Genomic DNA, 18,002 nt, shown 5'->3' with positions numbered 1-18,002 from the left:
CCGCCGCGGCCGACACGCAGACGGCCGCGGCAATCCCGCACGCGAACAGCAGCGGCACCGATGCATGGCCGCCGAGCGCCGGCACGAGCATCGCGACAATCAAGCCGAGCTGGGCGCCACCCGTGATGCCGAGCAAGTCGGGCGCGGCGAGCGGATTGCGCGTGAGCGCCTGGAACAGCGCGCCCGCGACCGCGAGGCAGCCGCCCGCGACGAGCGCCGCAACCACACGCGGCGCGTTCAGATCGAACAACATGATATGCGCGAGTTGCGCGGCATCGCTGCCTGCCGGCGCAGTCAGCCATGCGCGCCACTGCGGCGCGAGCCGCGACACGGCAACGAGCGCGATGAACGCGGTCAGTGCGGCTGCGATCGCGCCGACCCGGCTCGTCGCGATCGCGCGGGACCTGGCGTCAACGGTGCGCGCATCGCGGCGCGAGCGCTTGCGCATGGCGAGTGTCGTCATGCGGCGAGATCCCGCTGCGACGACGGAGCCGGGGCCGGCACATGCGTGCCGAATGCTGCCCCGGCTGCCGAGGCAGCCGGGGCGCCGTGCGGATGCGATGCGGCGCACGCATCTTGCGCGCGATATGGCCCGGGCGAGCCCGCCATGCCCGGCTCGCCGCAAGCATCCGGCGTCTCGGCCTGCGTACCGCAACCGCGCGGCGCGCCTGCCGGGCCCGGCCGCTCGCCGCCGCCGTGCGCCGCCGCGCCGGCATCGATCACGCCTTCATACGCGGGCACGCACATCGGCGCGCCCGTCAGCGGATGCGCGGTCTTGAGCATCGTCACGCCGAACGCCGCCTGCAAGTGATGCGGCTCGAGCATCGCATCAGGCGTGCCCTGCGCGACGATCCGCCCAGCGCGCATCAGCACGATTTCGTCGCTGTATGCGGCCGCCTGGTTCAGATCGTGCAACACCCAGACGATCGTCAGCCCGCGCTCGCGGTTCAGACGCCGCAGCTCCCGCAGAATGTCGAGTTGATGATGGATGTCGAGATACGTGGTGGGCTCGTCGAGCAGCACGATCGGCGCCTGCTGCGCGAGCGCCATCGCGATCCACGCGCGCTGCCGCTCGCCGCCCGATAATGCCGCGACGTCGCGCGACGCATCGCCGGCAAAGCCGGTCGCGGCAAGCGCCGCATCGATCGCATCGCAATCGGCGCGCGACAGCCCGCGCAGCCAGCCGCCGTGCGCGTAACGGCCATAGGCGACCAGCTCGCGCACCGTGAGCCCGGCGGGAATCTGGTTGAACTGCGCGAGCATCGTCAGCTTGCGTGCAAGCGCGCGCCGCCGGTACGACCCGAGCGGCGCGCCGTCCACGTCGATTGCGCCCGACAGCGCCGGCTGCAACCCGGCAAGCGTGCGCAGCAACGTGCTCTTGCCGCAGCCGTTCGGCCCGCACAGCGCGGTCACACGCCCCGCCGCGATCGTCAGATCGAGGCCGTCGAGCACCAGCCGGTCCCGGTAGCCGACACGCAACGCCCGCGCCGTGAGCGCCGCCGCAGTCTTCGTCATGATTGGATCATCCGCCCACATCCGCTAGCTGTTTACTCACCATGGCTTGCGTCTCGATGGCTTTGCGCCATCGCCACCACCACCTTGCGTGGCCCATCGAACGGATCGCGCGCGTGCGCGCTCAGCATGTTGTCGAGCATCAGCACGTCGCCGGTGCACCATGGAAACACGATCCGCTGCCCGTCGAGCACACCGCGGATCTCGTCGAGCGCGCTCGCCTCCAGCGGCGTGCCGTCGCCATAGTAGACATTGCGCGGCACGTTCTCGATGCCCACCGCGTCGACGAGCGCTTCCTGCATATCGTCGTCGAGCGCGGACAGGTGAAAGAGATGCGCCTGGTTGAACCACACCGTCTCGCCCGTGCGCGGGTGCCGCGCGACCGCCTGGCAACGCTCGCGCGTGCGCAGCAGCGGCTCGCCGTCCTCGCCGTCGCGCCATTCGCACTCGATCCCGCGCGCCGCGCAGATGCACTCGACCTCGCGCGGATCGCCGGTGCCGAACGCTTGCGGCCACGGCAGATCGAGCCCCTGCCCGAAATTGCGCACATACAGCAGTTCGCGCGACGCAAAACGCGCGACGAGCGCCGGATCGAGCGCGCGATGGATCGCGCGGCTGTCGGCGATCGGCGTCGCGCCGCCCGAGCGCGCGGCCAGCGCGCAGTGGAACCAGATGCGCATCGGCCACTCGCGCGTATACGACTGCTCGTTGTGCAGCGGAATCGACCGGTGCGGCGGATACTCGGTGGACGTGTAAACCGCGCCCTCGACTTGGCTGCGCGGCGTCGACGCGAATTCGTAGCCGATCAGCGGATCGCCGAAGCCGGCCGCAAAGCGTTGAAACGTCTCGATCGACGCGACGCGAAAGCCGGTGAACAACACGCCGCCCGCGCGCTCGACAACGTCGTTCGCGATCTCGCGCAACAGCGGCGCGGCTGCGTCGAGCGTCAGATCCGCGCCGGCGCGCGGCGATACGACGCTCGGCAGCCCCGGCTCGACGCGCAGATCGTCCAGCGTCGGGCGCACGGCCTCATCAACAATCGAAAGCTCGGACATTCGGAATCCTCCCGCGATGGATGGCAATGGCGCGCGAAAAACGGCGCGGCGCGCCAGGCGTCACGCCGCGTTCGCGGCGTCGAGGTGGCGGCGCAGGCTCGCGGGGCGCATATCGGTCCACACGGCGTCGATATGCGCGAGACAGTCGGCCTTCGGCCCGCGCACGCCGATCTCGCGCCAGCCGGCCGGCACCTCGCGAAACGTCGGCCAGATCGAATACTGCTCTTCGTCGTTGATGACGACCGTGTAGACGACTTCGTCGGCGGCCGTGCCGTCGGGCGCGCGGGAGGAAGATTGTGCTTGCGTCATGATCAGGACTCGCTTGAAAAATTCGGAAAGCGGTGCGCGGCGCGGGCGATGCGGCGGGCGAACCCGCCGCGCGCGGCGCGAACGCGCAATGCGTGTACTCGATAGACGAATCGCGCGCGCATTTTTTTACCGGCGGCGCGCGCGGCCGCCGCCGTGCCGTCGGTGCTGTGATCGTCGACGACGATCAGGTGGAACGGCCCGGGATATTGCTGCCCGATGAGCGACGTAACAGCCTCGCCGATCACGTCGGCTTCGTTGCGCGCGGGCACGACGGCAGCCACCGCCGGCCAATCGGACGGCGCCGCGTCGGGCGGCAGGGGCCGCGCCGGACGGGCGCGCCAGAAACCGCCGCGCGCGAACAGCAGCACGAGCCAGATCACGAGCGACAAACAGGACAGCAGAAACACGGCCACGAGCGTCATGCGCGCCCCCCTACCGGTGCGCCGCCCGGCCGGACGGCGTTGGCACCGCGCCGCCCCGCCGGCGCCCCGTTACGTTCGATCTTCATGCAAATCAGCCTTTTCTTTTCAATGCCTTTCGATATGCGCGAGCCGGTCAAGCAACCGAAAGATTCGATGGAACCGCTTAGTTTACTGGGTTTGGCTCGCGCGGGCGCCGGACTCGGGTGTTGTGCCAATTGCCACATTGTCGGGAACGTTAAAGCAAGGTGGAGCCGATAAGGTTAAAATGCGCGATTACTTCGGGGTGCCGGGCTCGTTTCCCGCATTCATAACATCCAAAGTTGGGGCGATCTGGCTGGCGTGCCGGCCTTCTCGCACCCCGCGTCAGTCGTCGGAGTTCGCCTATCTATGCGAGTCATCCTTGCCCAGCCCCGCGGCTTTTGTGCGGGGGTTGTCCGTGCGATCGAGATCGTCGAGCGCGCGCTGCAACAGCACGGTGCGCCGGTTTATGTACGTCACGAGATCGTCCATAACCGGCACGTCGTCGAAAATCTAAGAAATAAAGGGGCGCGATTCGTTGAAGAACTCGACGAAGTGCCGCACGGTGCCGTCGCGATCTTCAGCGCGCACGGCGTGGCCCAGACCGTCGAGAAGGACGCGCAAGCCCGCGGCCTCGACGTGCTGGACGCCACCTGCCCGCTCGTCACGAAAGTGCACGTACAGGGCCGCCAATATGTCGCGGCGGGCCGCCGGCTGATCCTGATCGGGCATGCCGGCCATCCGGAGGTTGAAGGCACGATCGGCCAGATTCCGGGCGAGGTGATCCTCGTGCAAAGCGAGGCCGAGGTCGGCACGCTGACGCTGCCCGCCGACACGCCCGTCGCCTACGTCACGCAAACGACGCTGTCGGTCGATGACACGCGCGGCATCATCGAGGCGCTGATGCGCAAATTCACCGATATCGTCGGCCCGGACACGCGCGACATCTGCTATGCGACGCAGAACCGTCAAGCGGCCGTGCGCGAGTTGAGCGCGCAGGTCGACGTGCTGCTCGTCGTCGGCGCGACGAACAGCTCGAACTCGAACCGGCTGCGCGAGATCGGCACCGAAAGCGGCGTGCCGAGCTATCTCGTCGCGGACGGCTCGGAAATTCGCGCCGAATGGTTCGAAGGCGCGCGCACGGTCGGCCTCACCGCGGGCGCATCGGCGCCCGAGGAAATGGTCGACGACGTGATCGCCGCGCTGCGTGCGCTCGGGCCCGTCGAAGTCGCGACGATGGAAGGCCGCGAGGAAAAAGTCGAATTCAAGTTGCCGGCGAAGCTCATGCAAGCTGTCGCCCGCGAAGTTTAAGGAGGACACCCTTGTCTATTCCGCTGCTCCAGCAAGTCCGCGTCGGTGCATACATCGTGCGCCAACACCTGTCCGGCAACAAACGCTATCCGCTCGCGCTGATGCTCGAGCCGCTGTTCCGCTGCAACCTCGCGTGCAACGGCTGCGGCAAGATCGACTACCCCGATCCGATTCTGAACCAGCGTCTGTCGATCGACGAATGCCTGCAGGCGGTCGACGAATGCGGCGCGCCCGTCGTCTCGATCGCGGGCGGCGAGCCGCTGCTGCACAAGGACATGCCGGAAATCGTCAAGGGCATCATGAAGCGCAAGAAGTTCGTGTACCTGTGCACGAACGCGCTGCTGATGGAAAAGAAGATGGACGACTACCAGCCGAGCCCGTACTTCGTCTGGTCGGTCCACCTCGACGGCGACAAGGACATGCACGATCACTCGGTGTCGCAGGAAGGCGTGTACGACAAGGCCGTCGCGGCAATCAAGGAAGCCAAGCGCCGCGGCTTCCGCGTGAATATCAATTGCACGCTGTTCAACGATGCGATCCCCGAGCGCGTTGCGAAGTTTTTCGACACGCTCAAGCCGATCGGCGTCGACGGCATCACCGTGTCGCCCGGTTACGCTTACGAGCGCGCGCCGGACCAGCAGCACTTCCTGAACCGCGACAAGACGAAGAACCTGTTCCGCGAAATCCTGAAGCGCGGCGAAGGCGGCAAGCGCTGGTCGTTCAGCCAATCGTCGCTGTTCCTCGATTTCCTCGCCGGCAATCAGACATACAAGTGCACGCCGTGGGGCAACCCGGCGCGCACCGTGTTCGGCTGGCAGAAGCCGTGCTATCTGGTCGGTGAAGGTTACGTGAAGACCTTCAAGGAACTGATGGAAACCACCGACTGGGACAACTACGGCGTCGGCAACTACGAGAAGTGCGCGGACTGCATGGTCCACTGCGGCTTCGAGGCAACCGCCGTGATGGACACGATCGCGCATCCGCTGAAGGCGCTGCGCGTCAGCCGCAACGGCATCAAGACCGACGGCCCGTTCGCGCCGGACATTCCGATCGACAAGCAGCGTCCGGCTGAGTATGTGTTCTCGCGCCATGTCGAAATCAAGCTCGAGGAAATTCAGCGCGCAGGTAAAGGCAAGCTGCAGAAATCGGCAAAGTCGACCGCGACGGCATAAGCCGCATTCGCGGCGCGCGTATGGCCGCCGCGGCCGCGCGGCCCGCGCGGTCTTCGTCGAAAAAGCGCCATGACAGCGTCATGGCGCTTTTTTTAACTCGACACCAGCCGCCATGCCGCCCTTGCCCGCCCGCCTGCATCGATTGCCGCCCCGCGCGATAATGATGCCGTGTCGGCGCGGACAACACGACATTGAGCGCGGCATACAGCAGCGGCACCCTTTTCCATTCACATCGAGTACGGCAATGCAATTCATCGACGAAGCCACGATCGAAAGCTGGCACGCGCACGTCTACTTCGATGCGGCCAGCCGCGACGCCGCCTGGGCATTCCGGCAGATCGTCGAGCAGCGTTTCGGCGCGCTCGTCGAGCTTGGTCGCTTCCACGAACGCCTGGTCGGGCCGCATCCCGCGTGGTCGTATCAGATCGCGTTCAGCCCGGCGCGCTTTGCCGATATCGTGCCGTGGCTCGTCGTCAATCACGGCTCGCTCGATATTTTCCTGCACCCAAACACCGGCGACGAATTGCGCGACCATCGCGACGCGGCGGTATGGATCGGGCACGCGCATACGTTGAATCTCGCGGCGCTCGGCGGGTAGCTCGAGACGGAGACGCGCGGCAATCTCCACCGTGTTGATGTGCCGATGTGCTGACGTGCGCGCCCCCGCTCGCGAGCGCGCCTGCCGGCCGTCGAGCCCCGCACCCGGCGGCATCGCACGGCATCGGCGTCATTACAAGGGTCGACCGGCACCGGCGGATATGCGAAGCTTTCGGAATCGTTTCGCGATCCCGTTTTCTTCGATAAGGAGCGTCACTTGGAGACCCGCCACGGAGTCAACCTGCCCCGCGCCCGCGCACTGCTCGCCCGCGAGTGCGACGCGTTCGAACGTGCGATGCCGAAATCGCGTGCGCTATCCGCCGCGGCGGCGCAGCACCTGATGTTCGGCGTGCCGCTGCACTGGATGCGCGACTGGTCGACGCCGTTCTCTCTTTATGTCGATCACGCGCGCGGCGCGCATTTCACCGACGTCGACGGGCATCGCTACGTCGATTTCTGCCTGGGCGATACCGGAGCGATGTTCGGCCACGCGCCCGAGCCTGTCGCGCGCGCGCTCGCCGAACAGGCAGCCCGCGGCTACACGACCATGCTGCCGAGCAGCGATGCCGCGTGGGTCGGCGCGGAGCTTGCGCGCCGTTTCAAGCTGCCGTACTGGCAATTCGCGCTGAGCGCGAGCGATGCGAACCGCTTCGTGCTGCGCTGGGCGCGCGCGGCAACCGGGCGCCGGCACATCGTCGTGTTCAACGGCTGCTATCACGGCACGGTCGACGACGTGTTCGTCGATCTGGCCGACGGACGGCCCATGCAGCGCGATAGCCTGCTCGGCCAGGCGCACGATCTGCTCGCATATACACGCGTGGTGGAATTCAACGATCCGGCGGCACTCGACGCCGCGCTTGCGCAAGGCGACGTCGCATGCGTGCTCGCCGAGCCGGCAATGACGAACATCGGCATGGTGCTGCCGGAGCCGGACTATTGGCGGCAGGCGCGCGAGATCACGCGCCGCCACGGCACCCTGCTCGCGATCGACGAAACCCATACGATCAGTAGCGGGCCGAGCGGCTACGCGGCCGCACACGGACTGGAGCCGGACGTGCTGATCATCGGCAAGCCGATCGGCGGCGGCGTGCCGTGCGCGGTATACGGCTTCAGCGCCGAAGTGGCAGCGCGCGCGCAGCAGGCCAAGGCGAGCGCGCCGCCCGGCCATTCGGGTATCGGCACGACGTTGACCGCGAACATGCTCGCGATGCACGCCATCCGCGCGACGCTCGCCGACGTGATGACCGACGATGCATACGCCCATATGTTTGGCTTGGCCGCGCACCTTTCGGGCGGGCTCGAGCAGGTCATCGCGCGACGCGGGCTGCCGTGGTGCGTGACGCGGATCGGCGCGCGCACCGAATTCCAGTTCGCACCGACGCCGCCGCGCAACGGCACGATCGCCGGCGCACAACTCGACGGCGAGCTTGAACACATCGTGCATCTGTATCTGCTCAATCGCGGCATTCTGATCACGCCGTTCCACAACATGATGCTCGTGTGCCCGGAAACGACGGCCGACGATGTCGACCGGCTGATCGCCGCATTCGATGCGTGCGTCGGAGAAATGGTCTGAGCGTTCGTATAAGGCGGCGCGAAACGCGCCGCCTTATCTTTTATGAGTTATTTCAATATCGCAAATAAAATGCCGGTCACGCTACAGAATCGTAAAAAATCCGGAAAATACAAGCCATTAAGCGGCAGAAAATGATTTCCTATGCCGCGCCGCCCAACGCTTCATCAGGACAAATTTATCTTATTTGAGATTTTTTTATCTTTATGAGTTGACCACTTTTATCGCGTGCCGCAACACAATGCGGCCATGCCAAAGCCCAAAAGCGAAAAAAGTATCGCGTTCTCGAAACGCCTGAAACACGCGGTGAAAAACACCGTCGGAAGAGCTTTGCGTCCGAAGGAATTCATTCTGGAATTCCAGTTTCGCCATCACGGCGAGCCGGTTTCAAATCAGGCCATCTACAAATGGCTGAACGGCACCGTCATTCCGAAATCGGAAAACATGGCAACGCTCGTCGAGTGGCTGAAGGTCGACGAGCATTGGCTGCGCTACGGCCCGTCGCCGTCCGCCGCGAACCCACAGGCCGGGTCGCGCGACACGAAATACCCGCTGCAACAGGAAACGATCGAGCTTGCGACCAAAATCGAATCGCTGTCGCCAAATGATCGTCACATGATGGAAGAACTGGTCGACCGGCTGTACGACGGTCCGCCGAAGCCGCGCGACGATTGACGCATCGCTGCGCCGCCCGCCGCGCGGCGGGCGCCGTCAACAGCACTTGCCCGCCCCCGCCCCATACCGCGCGTTCTGCCGTTCGCGGAAAAATTCCTCGTATGACATCACCGGCCGGTCGGGATGCGTCGCACGCATATGCGCGACGTATCCGTCGTAGTCGGGCAAGCCGACCATCAGCCGCAACGCCTGCCCGAGATAACGCCCGGCGGTGCGCAATTCGCCGCTGAGATCAGAAAACATCGCTTTCTCCGCTGACGGTCAACGGCCGCTGCCGAGCGCCTGCGCGACGGGCATCGGCTCGAACGGCGTCTCGCGCGAACTCGGCTGCGCGATGCGCCGCGCGCGCACCACGGCGATCACGCCGTACACCGCGATGCTCAACACGACAAAGATGAAAAGCCCGGCCAGCGCCGCATCGACATAGTCGTTGAAGATGATCCGCTGCATCTGCGCCAGCGACTTCGCCGGCGCCAGTACCTTGCCGTCGGCCGCCGCCGCTTGCAGCTTCGCCGCGTGCGCGACGAAGCCGACCTTCGGATTCGCGTCGAACACCTTCTGCCAGCCGGCCGTCAGCGTACAGATCAGCAGCCACACGGCAGGCACGATCGTGACCCATGCGTAGCACTCGCGCTTCATCTTGAACAGCACGACGGTGCCGAGCACGAGCGCAATCGCCGCAAGCATCTGATTCGAGATGCCGAACAGCGGCCACAGCGTATTGATGCCGCCGAGCGGATCGACCACGCCCTGATACAGGAAATAACCCCATGCGGCCACGCACAGCGCCGTCGCGACCAGGTTCGCCGGCAGCGACTCGGTGCGCTTCAACGCCGGATGGAACGTGCCAAGCAAATCCTGCAGCATGAAGCGGCCCGCGCGCGTGCCCGCGTCGACCGCGGTCAGGATGAACAACGCCTCGAACAAGATCGCGAAGTGATACCAGAACGCCATCATCGCCTGCCCGCCGATCACCTGATGCAGGATGTGCGCCATGCCGACCGCCAACGTCGGCGCGCCGCCCGCGCGCGCGACGATCGTCGTCTCGCCGACTGCCTTCGCGGTTTCGGTCAGCATCTCGGGCGTCAGCACGAAGCCCCATTGCGTGACGGTCTGCGCCACGGCTTCGGGCGTGGTGCCGAGCAGCGCCGCCGGCGAGTTCATCGCGAAATAGATCCCCGGCTCGATCACGCATGCGGCCACGAGCGCCATGATCGCGACGAACGATTCCATCAGCATCGCGCCGTAGCCGATCAGCCGCGCGTTGGTTTCGTTGTCGAGCAGCTTGGGCGTGGTGCCCGATGAAATCAGCGAATGAAAGCCCGACACCGCACCGCAGGCGATCGTGATGAACAGGAACGGGAACAGATTGCCGGCCCACACCGGCCCGCTGCCGTCGACGAACTTCGTCAGCGCCGGCATCTTCAGCTCCGGCGCGACGATCAGAATGCCGATCGCGAGGCCGGCGATCGTACCGATCTTCAGGAACGTCGACAGATAATCGCGCGGCGCGAGCAGCAGCCACACCGGCAGCACCGATGCGACAAAGCCGTAGCCGATCAAGATCCACGTGAGCTGCGTGCCGCTGAACGTGAACCACGCGGCGAGCGCCGCCGAATCGTGCACGTGCTGGCCGTAGGCGATCGACGCCATCAGCAGCACGAAGCCGATGATCGACACTTCGCCGATCCGCCCGGGCCGGATGAAGCGCGTGTAGACGCCCATGAACAGCGCGATCGGGATCGTCGCGGCGACGGTGAACGTGCCCCACGGCGAGTTCGTCAGCGCCTTCACGACGATCAGCGCGAGCACCGCGAGAATGATCACCATGATCAGGAACGCGCCGAACAGCGCGATCACGCCGGGCACCGTGCCCAGCTCCATCTTGACGAGATCGCCGAGCGAGCGGCCGTCGCGGCGCGACGAGATGAACAGCACGATGAAATCCTGCACCGCGCCCGCGAACACGACGCCCGCGAGAATCCACAACATTCCCGGCGTATAACCCATCTGCGCGGCAAGCACGGGGCCGACGAGCGGTCCGGCGCCTGCGATCGCTGCGAAATGGTGGCCGAACAGCACGTACTTGTTGGTCGGTATGTAGTCGAGGCCGTCGTTGTACTTGACGGCGGGCGTCATTCGCAGGCCGTCGAGCTGCACGACCTTGCTCGCGATGAAGCGGCTGTAGAAGCGGTATGCGATCAAGTACACGCAGACGGCGGCGATCACGATCCATAGCGCGCTGACCCGCTCGCCGTGCGCGAGCGCGATCGTGCCGAACGCGAATGCGCCGATGAGCGCGACCGCGATCCAGATCAAGTAGCTGGAAGCCCGATTCATGGTGTCTCCTGTCTTTATTTATCGAAATAGGCGCGGGGGCAACCCGCAGCGGGCGACCGCCCGAAACGGCGGCAAGCCTCACGCCCCGCGAGCGCCAAGCGATGGCTCGATATTGTTCGCCTTTGACGCGAACCTAACAAGCGAACAACTACGTATGACGGCTACGTAAGACTTCGTAGGGGTTTGCGAGGATAAGCGCGGCGACAGAGCGGCTCCGCGCCGGCATCGGCCGCCGCCGCGCACGGCTCTTCGCCGAAACGCGGCCCGGCGCTTCGCGCCGTTCCGGAATGAGCAACGGCGGCGCGCAACGTCGCCAGCCGCCGCCCTGGCGACGCCGGGCCCGGGAAATAGCAGCCGGCAACGCCACCGACAATCAGAAACCACGGGAGCCCACCCGAGCGGAATCGAGCCCGCGCTCTCTATCACGCACCGGGGCCGATCAACTTCGTGTCGATCGCCGCATCCGGCATCATGAGGCGCACCCCTTCGATCAATCGATCGCCTGCTTCATGAAGCGCTTCCAGCGGCATTGCCGGCAAGCTTTCCAGAATGAACCACATCTGTCTGGCATCGGCATTCAGTCTCGTCCGGATGCCTTGCCGCCAGTTCCAGCGCCGGCATGTGACACCGAGATCGTCGCGCCAGACCGCCTCCCCCGCCTCTGGCGTTTCCTGGGCCGGCGCGCCGTCCTTCACCGTGTCGAAGGGTTCCGTGCCATCCGCTATAACCAGCCTGGGCATGCCGGCATAGGCCGCAAAATTCTCGCCGCCGACCGGAATCGCATATTGAATGCTGATTGCGTTGTACAGATCGACCACCGGATCGATGCTCGGCAGGCTGCCGTCGCGCAGCACGCGTTTGCGCAACGCTTCGGCGGAAGGCGGCGTGCGCTGGGGCTTCGCGCCGAACTTCCTGAACACGTCGGCCCAAGCCGCCAGGTGCGCATCGGCCCATGCGGCGCCGCCTGCAGCGAGCGATCGGCACGCGCGACTCAGCGCGTCGCGGGCAATGCCCGGATTCGCAACCCCGGCAGCTTCGACACTGATGCTCAGCGCACGAAACCCCGGCGCCAAGCTGGCGATAGCCGGATCGACCGACGGCAGAATGCAAAGCATCGTTAAATCCTTGAGCGACTGATTGGTTCGATGCTAGCGACCCGTGAGCGCAAGCGTCAACCACGCGAGCCTGCTGCGGCACCGCGGAACGAGCCGCCGACACCGGCCTACGCCGACATGCGTGACGTTGTACGAACGAGCGCGAAACCGGGCTGCTTTCATCGCGCATGACGCATGGCACACCCCGCGCTGGCCGATCGGGCGACTCGTCGGGCCGGGCCGCCGGGCGCTACGCTCATCCATCGCTCAAACGCATGCGCGAAGCCCCGGCCACATCGGTCCTCTACCCTATCCAGCGGCACTCGGCATGATCGATATTGCACACGCGGAACGATACCGCGCGGCTGCTCGCGAAACACCACGCCAAGGCCGCATACGACGCGCCGCATGTGTGGTGGGCAGCGCGGCGACACCCGACGCAAGCAAAAACAGCCAAGCAAACGGAAACGGCGGCATTGGCCGTATCGCGGCTCGAAGCGCCGCTATCCGGCGAAAAGCCTCCGCCACCGTTTGCGACGCTGCACAGAGAGGCGACCGTTCGCGGCAAGAAGCGAGCGATTTCGCTCGCTTGACGAAAAACATCGGGCGCCAGCGATCGCACGCGGGCGTCCGGCCCGTACCGGCGGTGTGCGCCGCAGCGATCGCGCACGCACGACAAGCACATGCGCTGCGCGATCACCACGCATCACGGCCGGTACGGCCGGCGGCCCCCCCCCACGATCAGGCCGCCGCTTCCGATCCCGCCTCGTTGACAGCCATCCGCAATCCGATCATCGCGGCGCGCGCGCCATTCGCATCGTAACCGTCGATCGCCGCAGCAAGCCGCCCGGCCGCGCCGCGAATCGCATCGTACCGGCCGTGCAACGATACGGCATCCCAGTCGATCGCCGTTACACCGGCCCGCGCGACCTCGCCCATCTGCCGGATGAACTGGTTGCGGCTCGCCTCGACCACCGACGCATGCAGCGCCTCGAGCCCGCGGCGCAACGCATCCGCCCCGACCGCATCCCGCACCGCCGCGTAGGCCGCGCGAATCGCACGCCGCTGCGCATCGTCCGCGTGCGTTGCCGCCTGCGCGGCAGCTTCGGGCTCGACCAAATCGCACATCGCCACGACGTCGTGCAGAAAATCGACGTCCGCGGTGATCCGCATCCGCCACTGCATCACGTGATCGTCGAAGAGCCGCCATTCGCTGCGCGGCGTGAGACGCGTGCCGGCCTTCGTCCGGGCCTGCACCATTCGCCGCGCGGTCAACACGCGCGTAACTTCGCGCATCACCGAGCGCGGCACGCCCAGTTCGCGCGCGAGCACATCCTGCGGCGGCAGCAGGCCGGACGTGAATTCGCCGTCGACGATCCGGGTCACGACGGCATCGAGCACCCGCTGCACACGCGGCGACGCCTTCAGCGAACGGCGCTCGGTCGACTCACGCGTCACGGCGACGAGCGTGCGCGCCGGATTAGAAAAAGGATTGGTGTCTATAGAATTCATCGTACTCATCCAAATGCGAATCGAAATTCCTTCGTGATGAACGGCAGAATGCGTCGCCATAAAACCAACGGCGCGCATCTGCCACGACGCCAAGCAAATACATTCCGACCACAACTGCCGCTAGCCGCCTCGGAAATTAAAGCCGGCGCAACGCGCGCGCTTCAACCGCCACGCCATCACGCCCGCCATTACTCCACTGACCACGCAGCGAACAAAGCAATATGGCCGCTGTGCGCGCGACACGCGATTCGCGCAATGCAGCGGGCTTGCCGGCATATCACGCCCGGCCGGCACACGTTGCATCCGCGCGATCCGCCCCCCGCATCGCGGCACGCTCCCCGCTTATATGCTGCGCATCCGTCTTGTGCGGCACACAGCTCGCTTTAGCCGGAAAACGACAATGGCAAGCACTTACGCGCCTGCCGCCGGCAAACGACGTAACCCATCAAGCCGGCTGGTTGGCCAGCCCGCCTACGGAAAAATCGATTGCCGGAATACCCGGCACGAACGACACCAACGTCAAGCCATCTGCATCCGGCCGATCAAAAAGGCACAGTTAATTGAATCGACCATCGAACCACTTCCGTCCAATGGCTCCGAACCTAAAACGGCAAGCGGCGCCCCGCCAGGACATGGCAGTCCGGCGTATCGCAACAGCGGTTGACGCCCATGGCCCGCCACTCAGCTAGGCACAAGCTGAATGGCCAAGAGCACAAATATGGGTTTGGCGCCGGAAACCGGCGTCCGGAATCTTCATCACACGACGTGTCTCTCGATTCGCGTCGACGAAGTAGACAGGCAGCACGATCCCATCCACGACGCCGGCCCTCCGAACCAATGCGAGCGCCCGCTTTCGATAGCGATCTGCTGCCTCGTATGGCCCGTATTAGTATCGACAGGCGCATCGCCGCGCCCGGTCGTTTCGGCTCATTATCGCCATACTGTATGATCACAGTGACAGCAACTTTAGTGCACAGGCGTTGCCTGTTGAGGCAACATGCTTATGGATCAATCGTTCCAGGTCAATTTGAGCCGCCTGCGATATTTCCAGGCCATTCTCGAACACGGGTCGATCCGCTCCGCCGCCGAACGGCTGAACACCGCGCCGTCCGTGGTCAGCCGGCAATTGCACCTGCTCGAAAGCGAAATCGGCGCACCGCTGTTCGACCGCCGGCACCACGGCATGATCGCGACTGAAGCAGCCGATCTGCTGCTTGAATATGCACATGCATACAGAATCGGACTAGAGCAATTCCACGAATCGTTGCATGGCGAATTGCGCGGCCGCATTGAAATCGCACTGACGATCGGCTATGTCGAAAGTCTGATGGATTCGGTCGTCGCCGATTTCCTGAACCGGCACCCGCACGTATCGATCGAGTTGAACGTGCGCACGGCAAACAGCGTGGTGGACGACGTGCTGCGCAAGCGCGCCCATATCGGGCTCACGTACAACCCGTCGCTGCCGCCGGGCATTCGCGAATGTCTGAGCGTGTCGCACCCGACCTTTCTTGCCGTCGCCCCCGACCATCCGCTCACGCGCCACAACGGGCCGCTCGAGATGCGCGACGCCGTCCGCTACCCGCTCGCGATGATGCCCGCGCCGCATTTCGGTGTCGGCCAGATTGTCTATACCGTCGCGCATGCGGAAAACATTCCGCTCGCGCCGCGATTCGTCACGAACTCCCCGGCCGCATTGCGGCGCTTCGTCCGTTCAGGCGACGGCGTCGCGTTCCTGACGCATCTGCTGATTGCCGACGATCTCGACGAGGGCAAGATCATCGCGCTGCGCATGCGCAATCCGCTGTTCAATTCACCATGCGGAAAAGTGATCGTGCATGGTGAGCGCCCACTACCGCGCGCGGCAGCCGAGATCCTGACGCACATTCAACGCGACTTGCCGTCATTCAAACAGTAGCCGCGCACCGCATGCGTCGTTCCCGCCGTCATCGAGATCAGCGAACGCGCTGCTGAGCGCAAGCCTGCCCCGCAGAGCGCTTAGCAGTGCCACCCCGTCGCGACGCTCTCGCGGCACATCAACGGCACATCCATATCAGCGTGGGCAACGGCCGGACTTCGTCGATCGCCAATGGAGCGTCCTCAGTGGACACAACGCGTTGCGCTGCCCCGGCACGCTTGCGTGAGCCCGGCGCCAACGCCTCGCGACCAGCGTGCGCACGCCGGGCGCACGCTGCCCAATCCGGCCGCACGGATATTCGGCAAACGTCATATGCATATGAATGGAAAGCCAGTGTGCGGCACAACGTTCCCGGCAAAGGGCAGGCGCGTTGCCGCCGCGCTTGCCGTTGCCGTTGTCGAGGCCAACACAACGCCACGCACGTAATTACCCTAGTTGATGATTACATCAATCAATGTCACATTTTTCGAAGGCGCATGCCGATCGGCGCCGTCTTCTTCCCTCCGACACGCGAGCGTCCCATGACACGACAACGGATAGAAATCTCCGCGGAATTCGATGCGCCGGTTCAGCACGTCTTCCGCTTCTTCAGCGAACACGAGAATCTGGCCTCGCTGTTCAAGCCGGCAAGTGTGCGCCGGATCAGCGATGGCGAAGCGGCCCGCAACGGCGTGGGCTCCGCTCGCGAAATGCGCGTGCCGGGCGCGCCGCCGTTCGTCGAAACCGTCACCGATTATCAGGAAAATCGACTGATCGAGTATCGAATCACGCGCGGCAGCCCATTGCGCGACCATCTCGGCGTGATGCGATTCGTGCCGATCGACGATCAGCGCACGTATTTTCACTATGTGATCACATTCGGCGGCAAGGTGCCGTTCGTCGCGCCGATCATTCGGCACGTTCTCGAAAAAAGCGTCCGCCGGGGCATCGCGCAAGCACGAACCCGCTATCTGCACGCATAAAGCGCAAGCGAATCGTCCGGCATTGCGCCGCCGCTCCTGGTCATGCGGCGCAGACCGGCCTATGCTGAACTGAAGCCGTTGCGCCACGCCATCGCGCAGCGCACGCCCGTTTTACCGCCAGATCCCGATCCGCCAGGAGATCCCTTTCGATGCTGTACGCGTGGCTCGAAATGCAACGCGAATTCGCCCGCACATGCCAGCCCTGGGCGGGCGCCGCGCAGCGCGCGGGCTGGCCGACCTGGGGGCCGATGGCCCGCGCCGCCGATGCCATTGCCGCGCCACCGCCGTTCGGGATCGATGCGCTCGTCTCCGGCCACGCCGGAATCGCCATTGCGGTACAGGAGCGGATCGTCGACCACACGCCGTTCTGCACGCTGCGCCAGTTCGTGCGCCAAACCGCCGGCACGACAGCCGCCCGCGCGCCGATCCTGCTCTGCACGCCGCTTGCCGGACATCATGCCGTCATGTTTCGTGAAACGGTCGAGATGCTGCTGGCCGCACACGATGTCTACATCACCGACTGGCACAACGCGCGCGACGTCCCGCCCGAGGCCGGCGCATTCAGCCTCGACGACTATGTGCACACGCTCGAACGCTTCATCGTCGCCGCGCAAACGCAAGCGCACGAGCTGCATGTGATGGCGGTCTGCCAGGCGACCGTACCCGCGCTCGCGGCCGCCGCGCTGCTCGCCGCGCGCGGCATCCACTTGGCAAGCATCACCCTGCTTGGCGGCCCGATCGACACGCGAGAGCACCCCACCCCCATCGATCGCTTCGCGCTCAGCCATGATCTCGATTGGTTCCGCCGCACCGTGATCGACACGGTGCCGCCGCCATATGCAGGCGCGGGACGGCGCGTGTATCCGGGCTTCATCCAGCATGCGGCGATTGTCGCCGCGCATCCGCACCGGCGCATCGCACTCGAAAGCCGCTACTGGGCAGCGTGGCTGACGGGCGATCTGGCCGGCGCGGCATGCTGCATGCGCGAAATGAACGAATACGGCGCAGTGCTCGACATGACCGAGCGCTATTTTCTCGACACGATCCGTGTGATCTTTCACGAGCGGCTGCTCGCCGACGGGCGCTGGTCGGTGGGCGGGCGGCGCGTCGAGCCGCGGCAGCTCACGCGCACGCCGCTCTGCACGGTCGAAGGCACCCTCGACGACGTCGCGGGCCCCGGCCAAACCCACGCTGCACAACGCCTGTGCGATGCATTGCCCGAGGCCGCGCGCGAGCGCATCACCGCACCGGACTGCGATCACTACGATCTGTTCGTCGGGCCGCGCTGGCAGCAGTCGATCTATCCGGCGCTGGACGCGTTTTGGGCGCGCGTCGAAACGGCCCATGCGCGCGGCGCGCTCCATTGATCGTCCCGATCGCCACGCGCTTTGCCTCTCTTCCCGTGCGACGGTGTTCGAATCGACTGGCGGCGGTAACGCACACCAGCGGGCGCACGAGCGTAGCGCACGCGCACGCGCGGCGCACGCCTTACTGCACGCGCCTCACCGCGCGCCGGCGGCGTCGGTCCGCCG

Annotated in this window: 15 protein-coding genes and 2 pseudogenes; 8 read left to right on the top strand and 9 right to left on the bottom strand. The window is 65.5% G+C overall.

Going from position 1 to position 18,002, the window contains the following annotated elements:
* From BSIN_RS05485 to BSIN_RS05465, 5 genes and pseudogenes are all read right to left on the bottom strand, one after another.
* Nucleotides 1-463 (bottom strand): iron chelate uptake ABC transporter family permease subunit (locus BSIN_RS05485; protein ID WP_143757347.1); only part of this gene is annotated, 463 nt, incomplete at its 3' end.
* A gap of 200 nt (nucleotides 464-663) precedes the next feature.
* Nucleotides 664-1,515 (bottom strand): annotated as a pseudogene (locus tag BSIN_RS05480) (ABC transporter ATP-binding protein); the annotation flags it as partial.
* Between the two features lie 32 nt (nucleotides 1,516-1,547).
* Nucleotides 1,548-2,567, bottom strand: a complete 1,020-nt coding sequence (locus tag BSIN_RS05475) for a TauD/TfdA family dioxygenase (RefSeq protein WP_089339755.1) — start codon at nucleotides 2,565-2,567, stop codon at nucleotides 1,548-1,550.
* A gap of 60 nt (nucleotides 2,568-2,627) precedes the next feature.
* Nucleotides 2,628-2,876, bottom strand: coding sequence for an MbtH family protein (locus tag BSIN_RS05470; RefSeq protein WP_059518310.1), 249 nt, complete (start codon nucleotides 2,874-2,876; stop codon nucleotides 2,628-2,630).
* Nucleotides 2,877-2,944: 68 nt separating this feature from the next.
* Nucleotides 2,945-3,298: pseudogene (locus BSIN_RS05465) on the bottom strand (glycosyltransferase); the annotation flags it as partial.
* 387 nt (nucleotides 3,299-3,685) lie between these two features.
* On the opposite strand from BSIN_RS05465, the gene ispH reads away from it, so the two are divergent.
* From ispH to BSIN_RS05440, 5 genes are all read left to right on the top strand, one after another.
* Nucleotides 3,686-4,627: a 4-hydroxy-3-methylbut-2-enyl diphosphate reductase gene (gene ispH / locus BSIN_RS05460; RefSeq protein ID WP_059512589.1), complete on the top strand. Its 942-nt coding sequence runs from the start codon at nucleotides 3,686-3,688 to the stop codon at nucleotides 4,625-4,627.
* 11 nt (nucleotides 4,628-4,638) lie between these two features.
* On the top strand, nucleotides 4,639-5,799 hold the full coding sequence (hpnH, locus tag BSIN_RS05455; protein ID WP_059512586.1) for an adenosyl-hopene transferase HpnH: 1,161 nt from the start codon (nucleotides 4,639-4,641) through the stop codon (nucleotides 5,797-5,799).
* Nucleotides 5,800-6,043: 244 nt separating this feature from the next.
* Nucleotides 6,044-6,397 carry a DOPA 4,5-dioxygenase family protein gene (locus BSIN_RS05450; RefSeq protein WP_069236325.1) on the top strand — a complete coding sequence of 118 codons (354 nt, stop codon included), beginning with the start codon at nucleotides 6,044-6,046 and terminating at the stop codon, nucleotides 6,395-6,397.
* Between the two features lie 216 nt (nucleotides 6,398-6,613).
* Nucleotides 6,614-7,972, top strand: a complete 1,359-nt coding sequence (locus BSIN_RS05445) for an aspartate aminotransferase family protein (protein WP_089339754.1) — start codon at nucleotides 6,614-6,616, stop codon at nucleotides 7,970-7,972.
* A 303-nt stretch (nucleotides 7,973-8,275) separates the two neighbouring features.
* Nucleotides 8,276-8,644, top strand: coding sequence for an XRE family transcriptional regulator (locus BSIN_RS05440; RefSeq protein ID WP_231936052.1), 369 nt, complete (start codon nucleotides 8,276-8,278; stop codon nucleotides 8,642-8,644).
* 36 nt (nucleotides 8,645-8,680) lie between these two features.
* Here the strand turns inward: BSIN_RS05440 and BSIN_RS05435 are convergent, their stop codons facing one another.
* From BSIN_RS05435 to BSIN_RS05415, 4 genes are all read right to left on the bottom strand, one after another.
* On the bottom strand, nucleotides 8,681-8,887 hold the full coding sequence (locus tag BSIN_RS05435; protein WP_059512581.1) for a YbdD/YjiX family protein: 207 nt from the start codon (nucleotides 8,885-8,887) through the stop codon (nucleotides 8,681-8,683).
* Between the two features lie 18 nt (nucleotides 8,888-8,905).
* Nucleotides 8,906-10,984 (bottom strand): carbon starvation CstA family protein, encoded by a 2,079-nt coding sequence (locus BSIN_RS05430; RefSeq protein ID WP_089339753.1) that lies wholly within the window; start codon nucleotides 10,982-10,984, stop codon nucleotides 8,906-8,908.
* Nucleotides 10,985-11,406: 422 nt separating this feature from the next.
* A complete protein-coding gene (locus BSIN_RS05425) occupies nucleotides 11,407-12,099 on the bottom strand; it encodes a B3/B4 domain-containing protein (RefSeq protein WP_089339752.1) in 693 nt (230 codons plus the stop codon).
* Between the two features lie 720 nt (nucleotides 12,100-12,819).
* Nucleotides 12,820-13,590 (bottom strand): FadR/GntR family transcriptional regulator, encoded by a 771-nt coding sequence (locus BSIN_RS05415; RefSeq protein WP_089339762.1) that lies wholly within the window; start codon nucleotides 13,588-13,590, stop codon nucleotides 12,820-12,822.
* Nucleotides 13,591-14,593: 1,003 nt separating this feature from the next.
* Here BSIN_RS05415 and BSIN_RS05410 point away from each other — a divergent pair.
* From BSIN_RS05410 to phaZ, 3 genes are all read left to right on the top strand, one after another.
* The gene (locus tag BSIN_RS05410; RefSeq protein WP_059571163.1) at nucleotides 14,594-15,508 is read left to right on the top strand and encodes a LysR family transcriptional regulator; all 915 of its coding nucleotides are present in this window, start codon (nucleotides 14,594-14,596) and stop codon (nucleotides 15,506-15,508) included.
* 521 nt (nucleotides 15,509-16,029) lie between these two features.
* On the top strand, nucleotides 16,030-16,470 hold the full coding sequence (locus tag BSIN_RS05405) for an SRPBCC family protein (protein ID WP_089339761.1): 441 nt from the start codon (nucleotides 16,030-16,032) through the stop codon (nucleotides 16,468-16,470).
* Between the two features lie 149 nt (nucleotides 16,471-16,619).
* Nucleotides 16,620-17,837: a polyhydroxyalkanoate depolymerase gene (gene phaZ, locus BSIN_RS05400; RefSeq protein ID WP_089339750.1), complete on the top strand. Its 1,218-nt coding sequence runs from the start codon at nucleotides 16,620-16,622 to the stop codon at nucleotides 17,835-17,837.
* Nucleotides 17,838-18,002 lie beyond the last annotated feature (165 nt).

Origin of the sequence: Burkholderia singularis (genome assembly GCF_900176645.1) — a bacterium.
Classification (GTDB): Bacteria; Pseudomonadota; Gammaproteobacteria; order Burkholderiales; family Burkholderiaceae; genus Burkholderia; species Burkholderia singularis.
The sequence above is the reverse complement of the archived record's forward strand: the minus strand, read 5'-3'. Positions and strand labels throughout refer to the sequence as shown.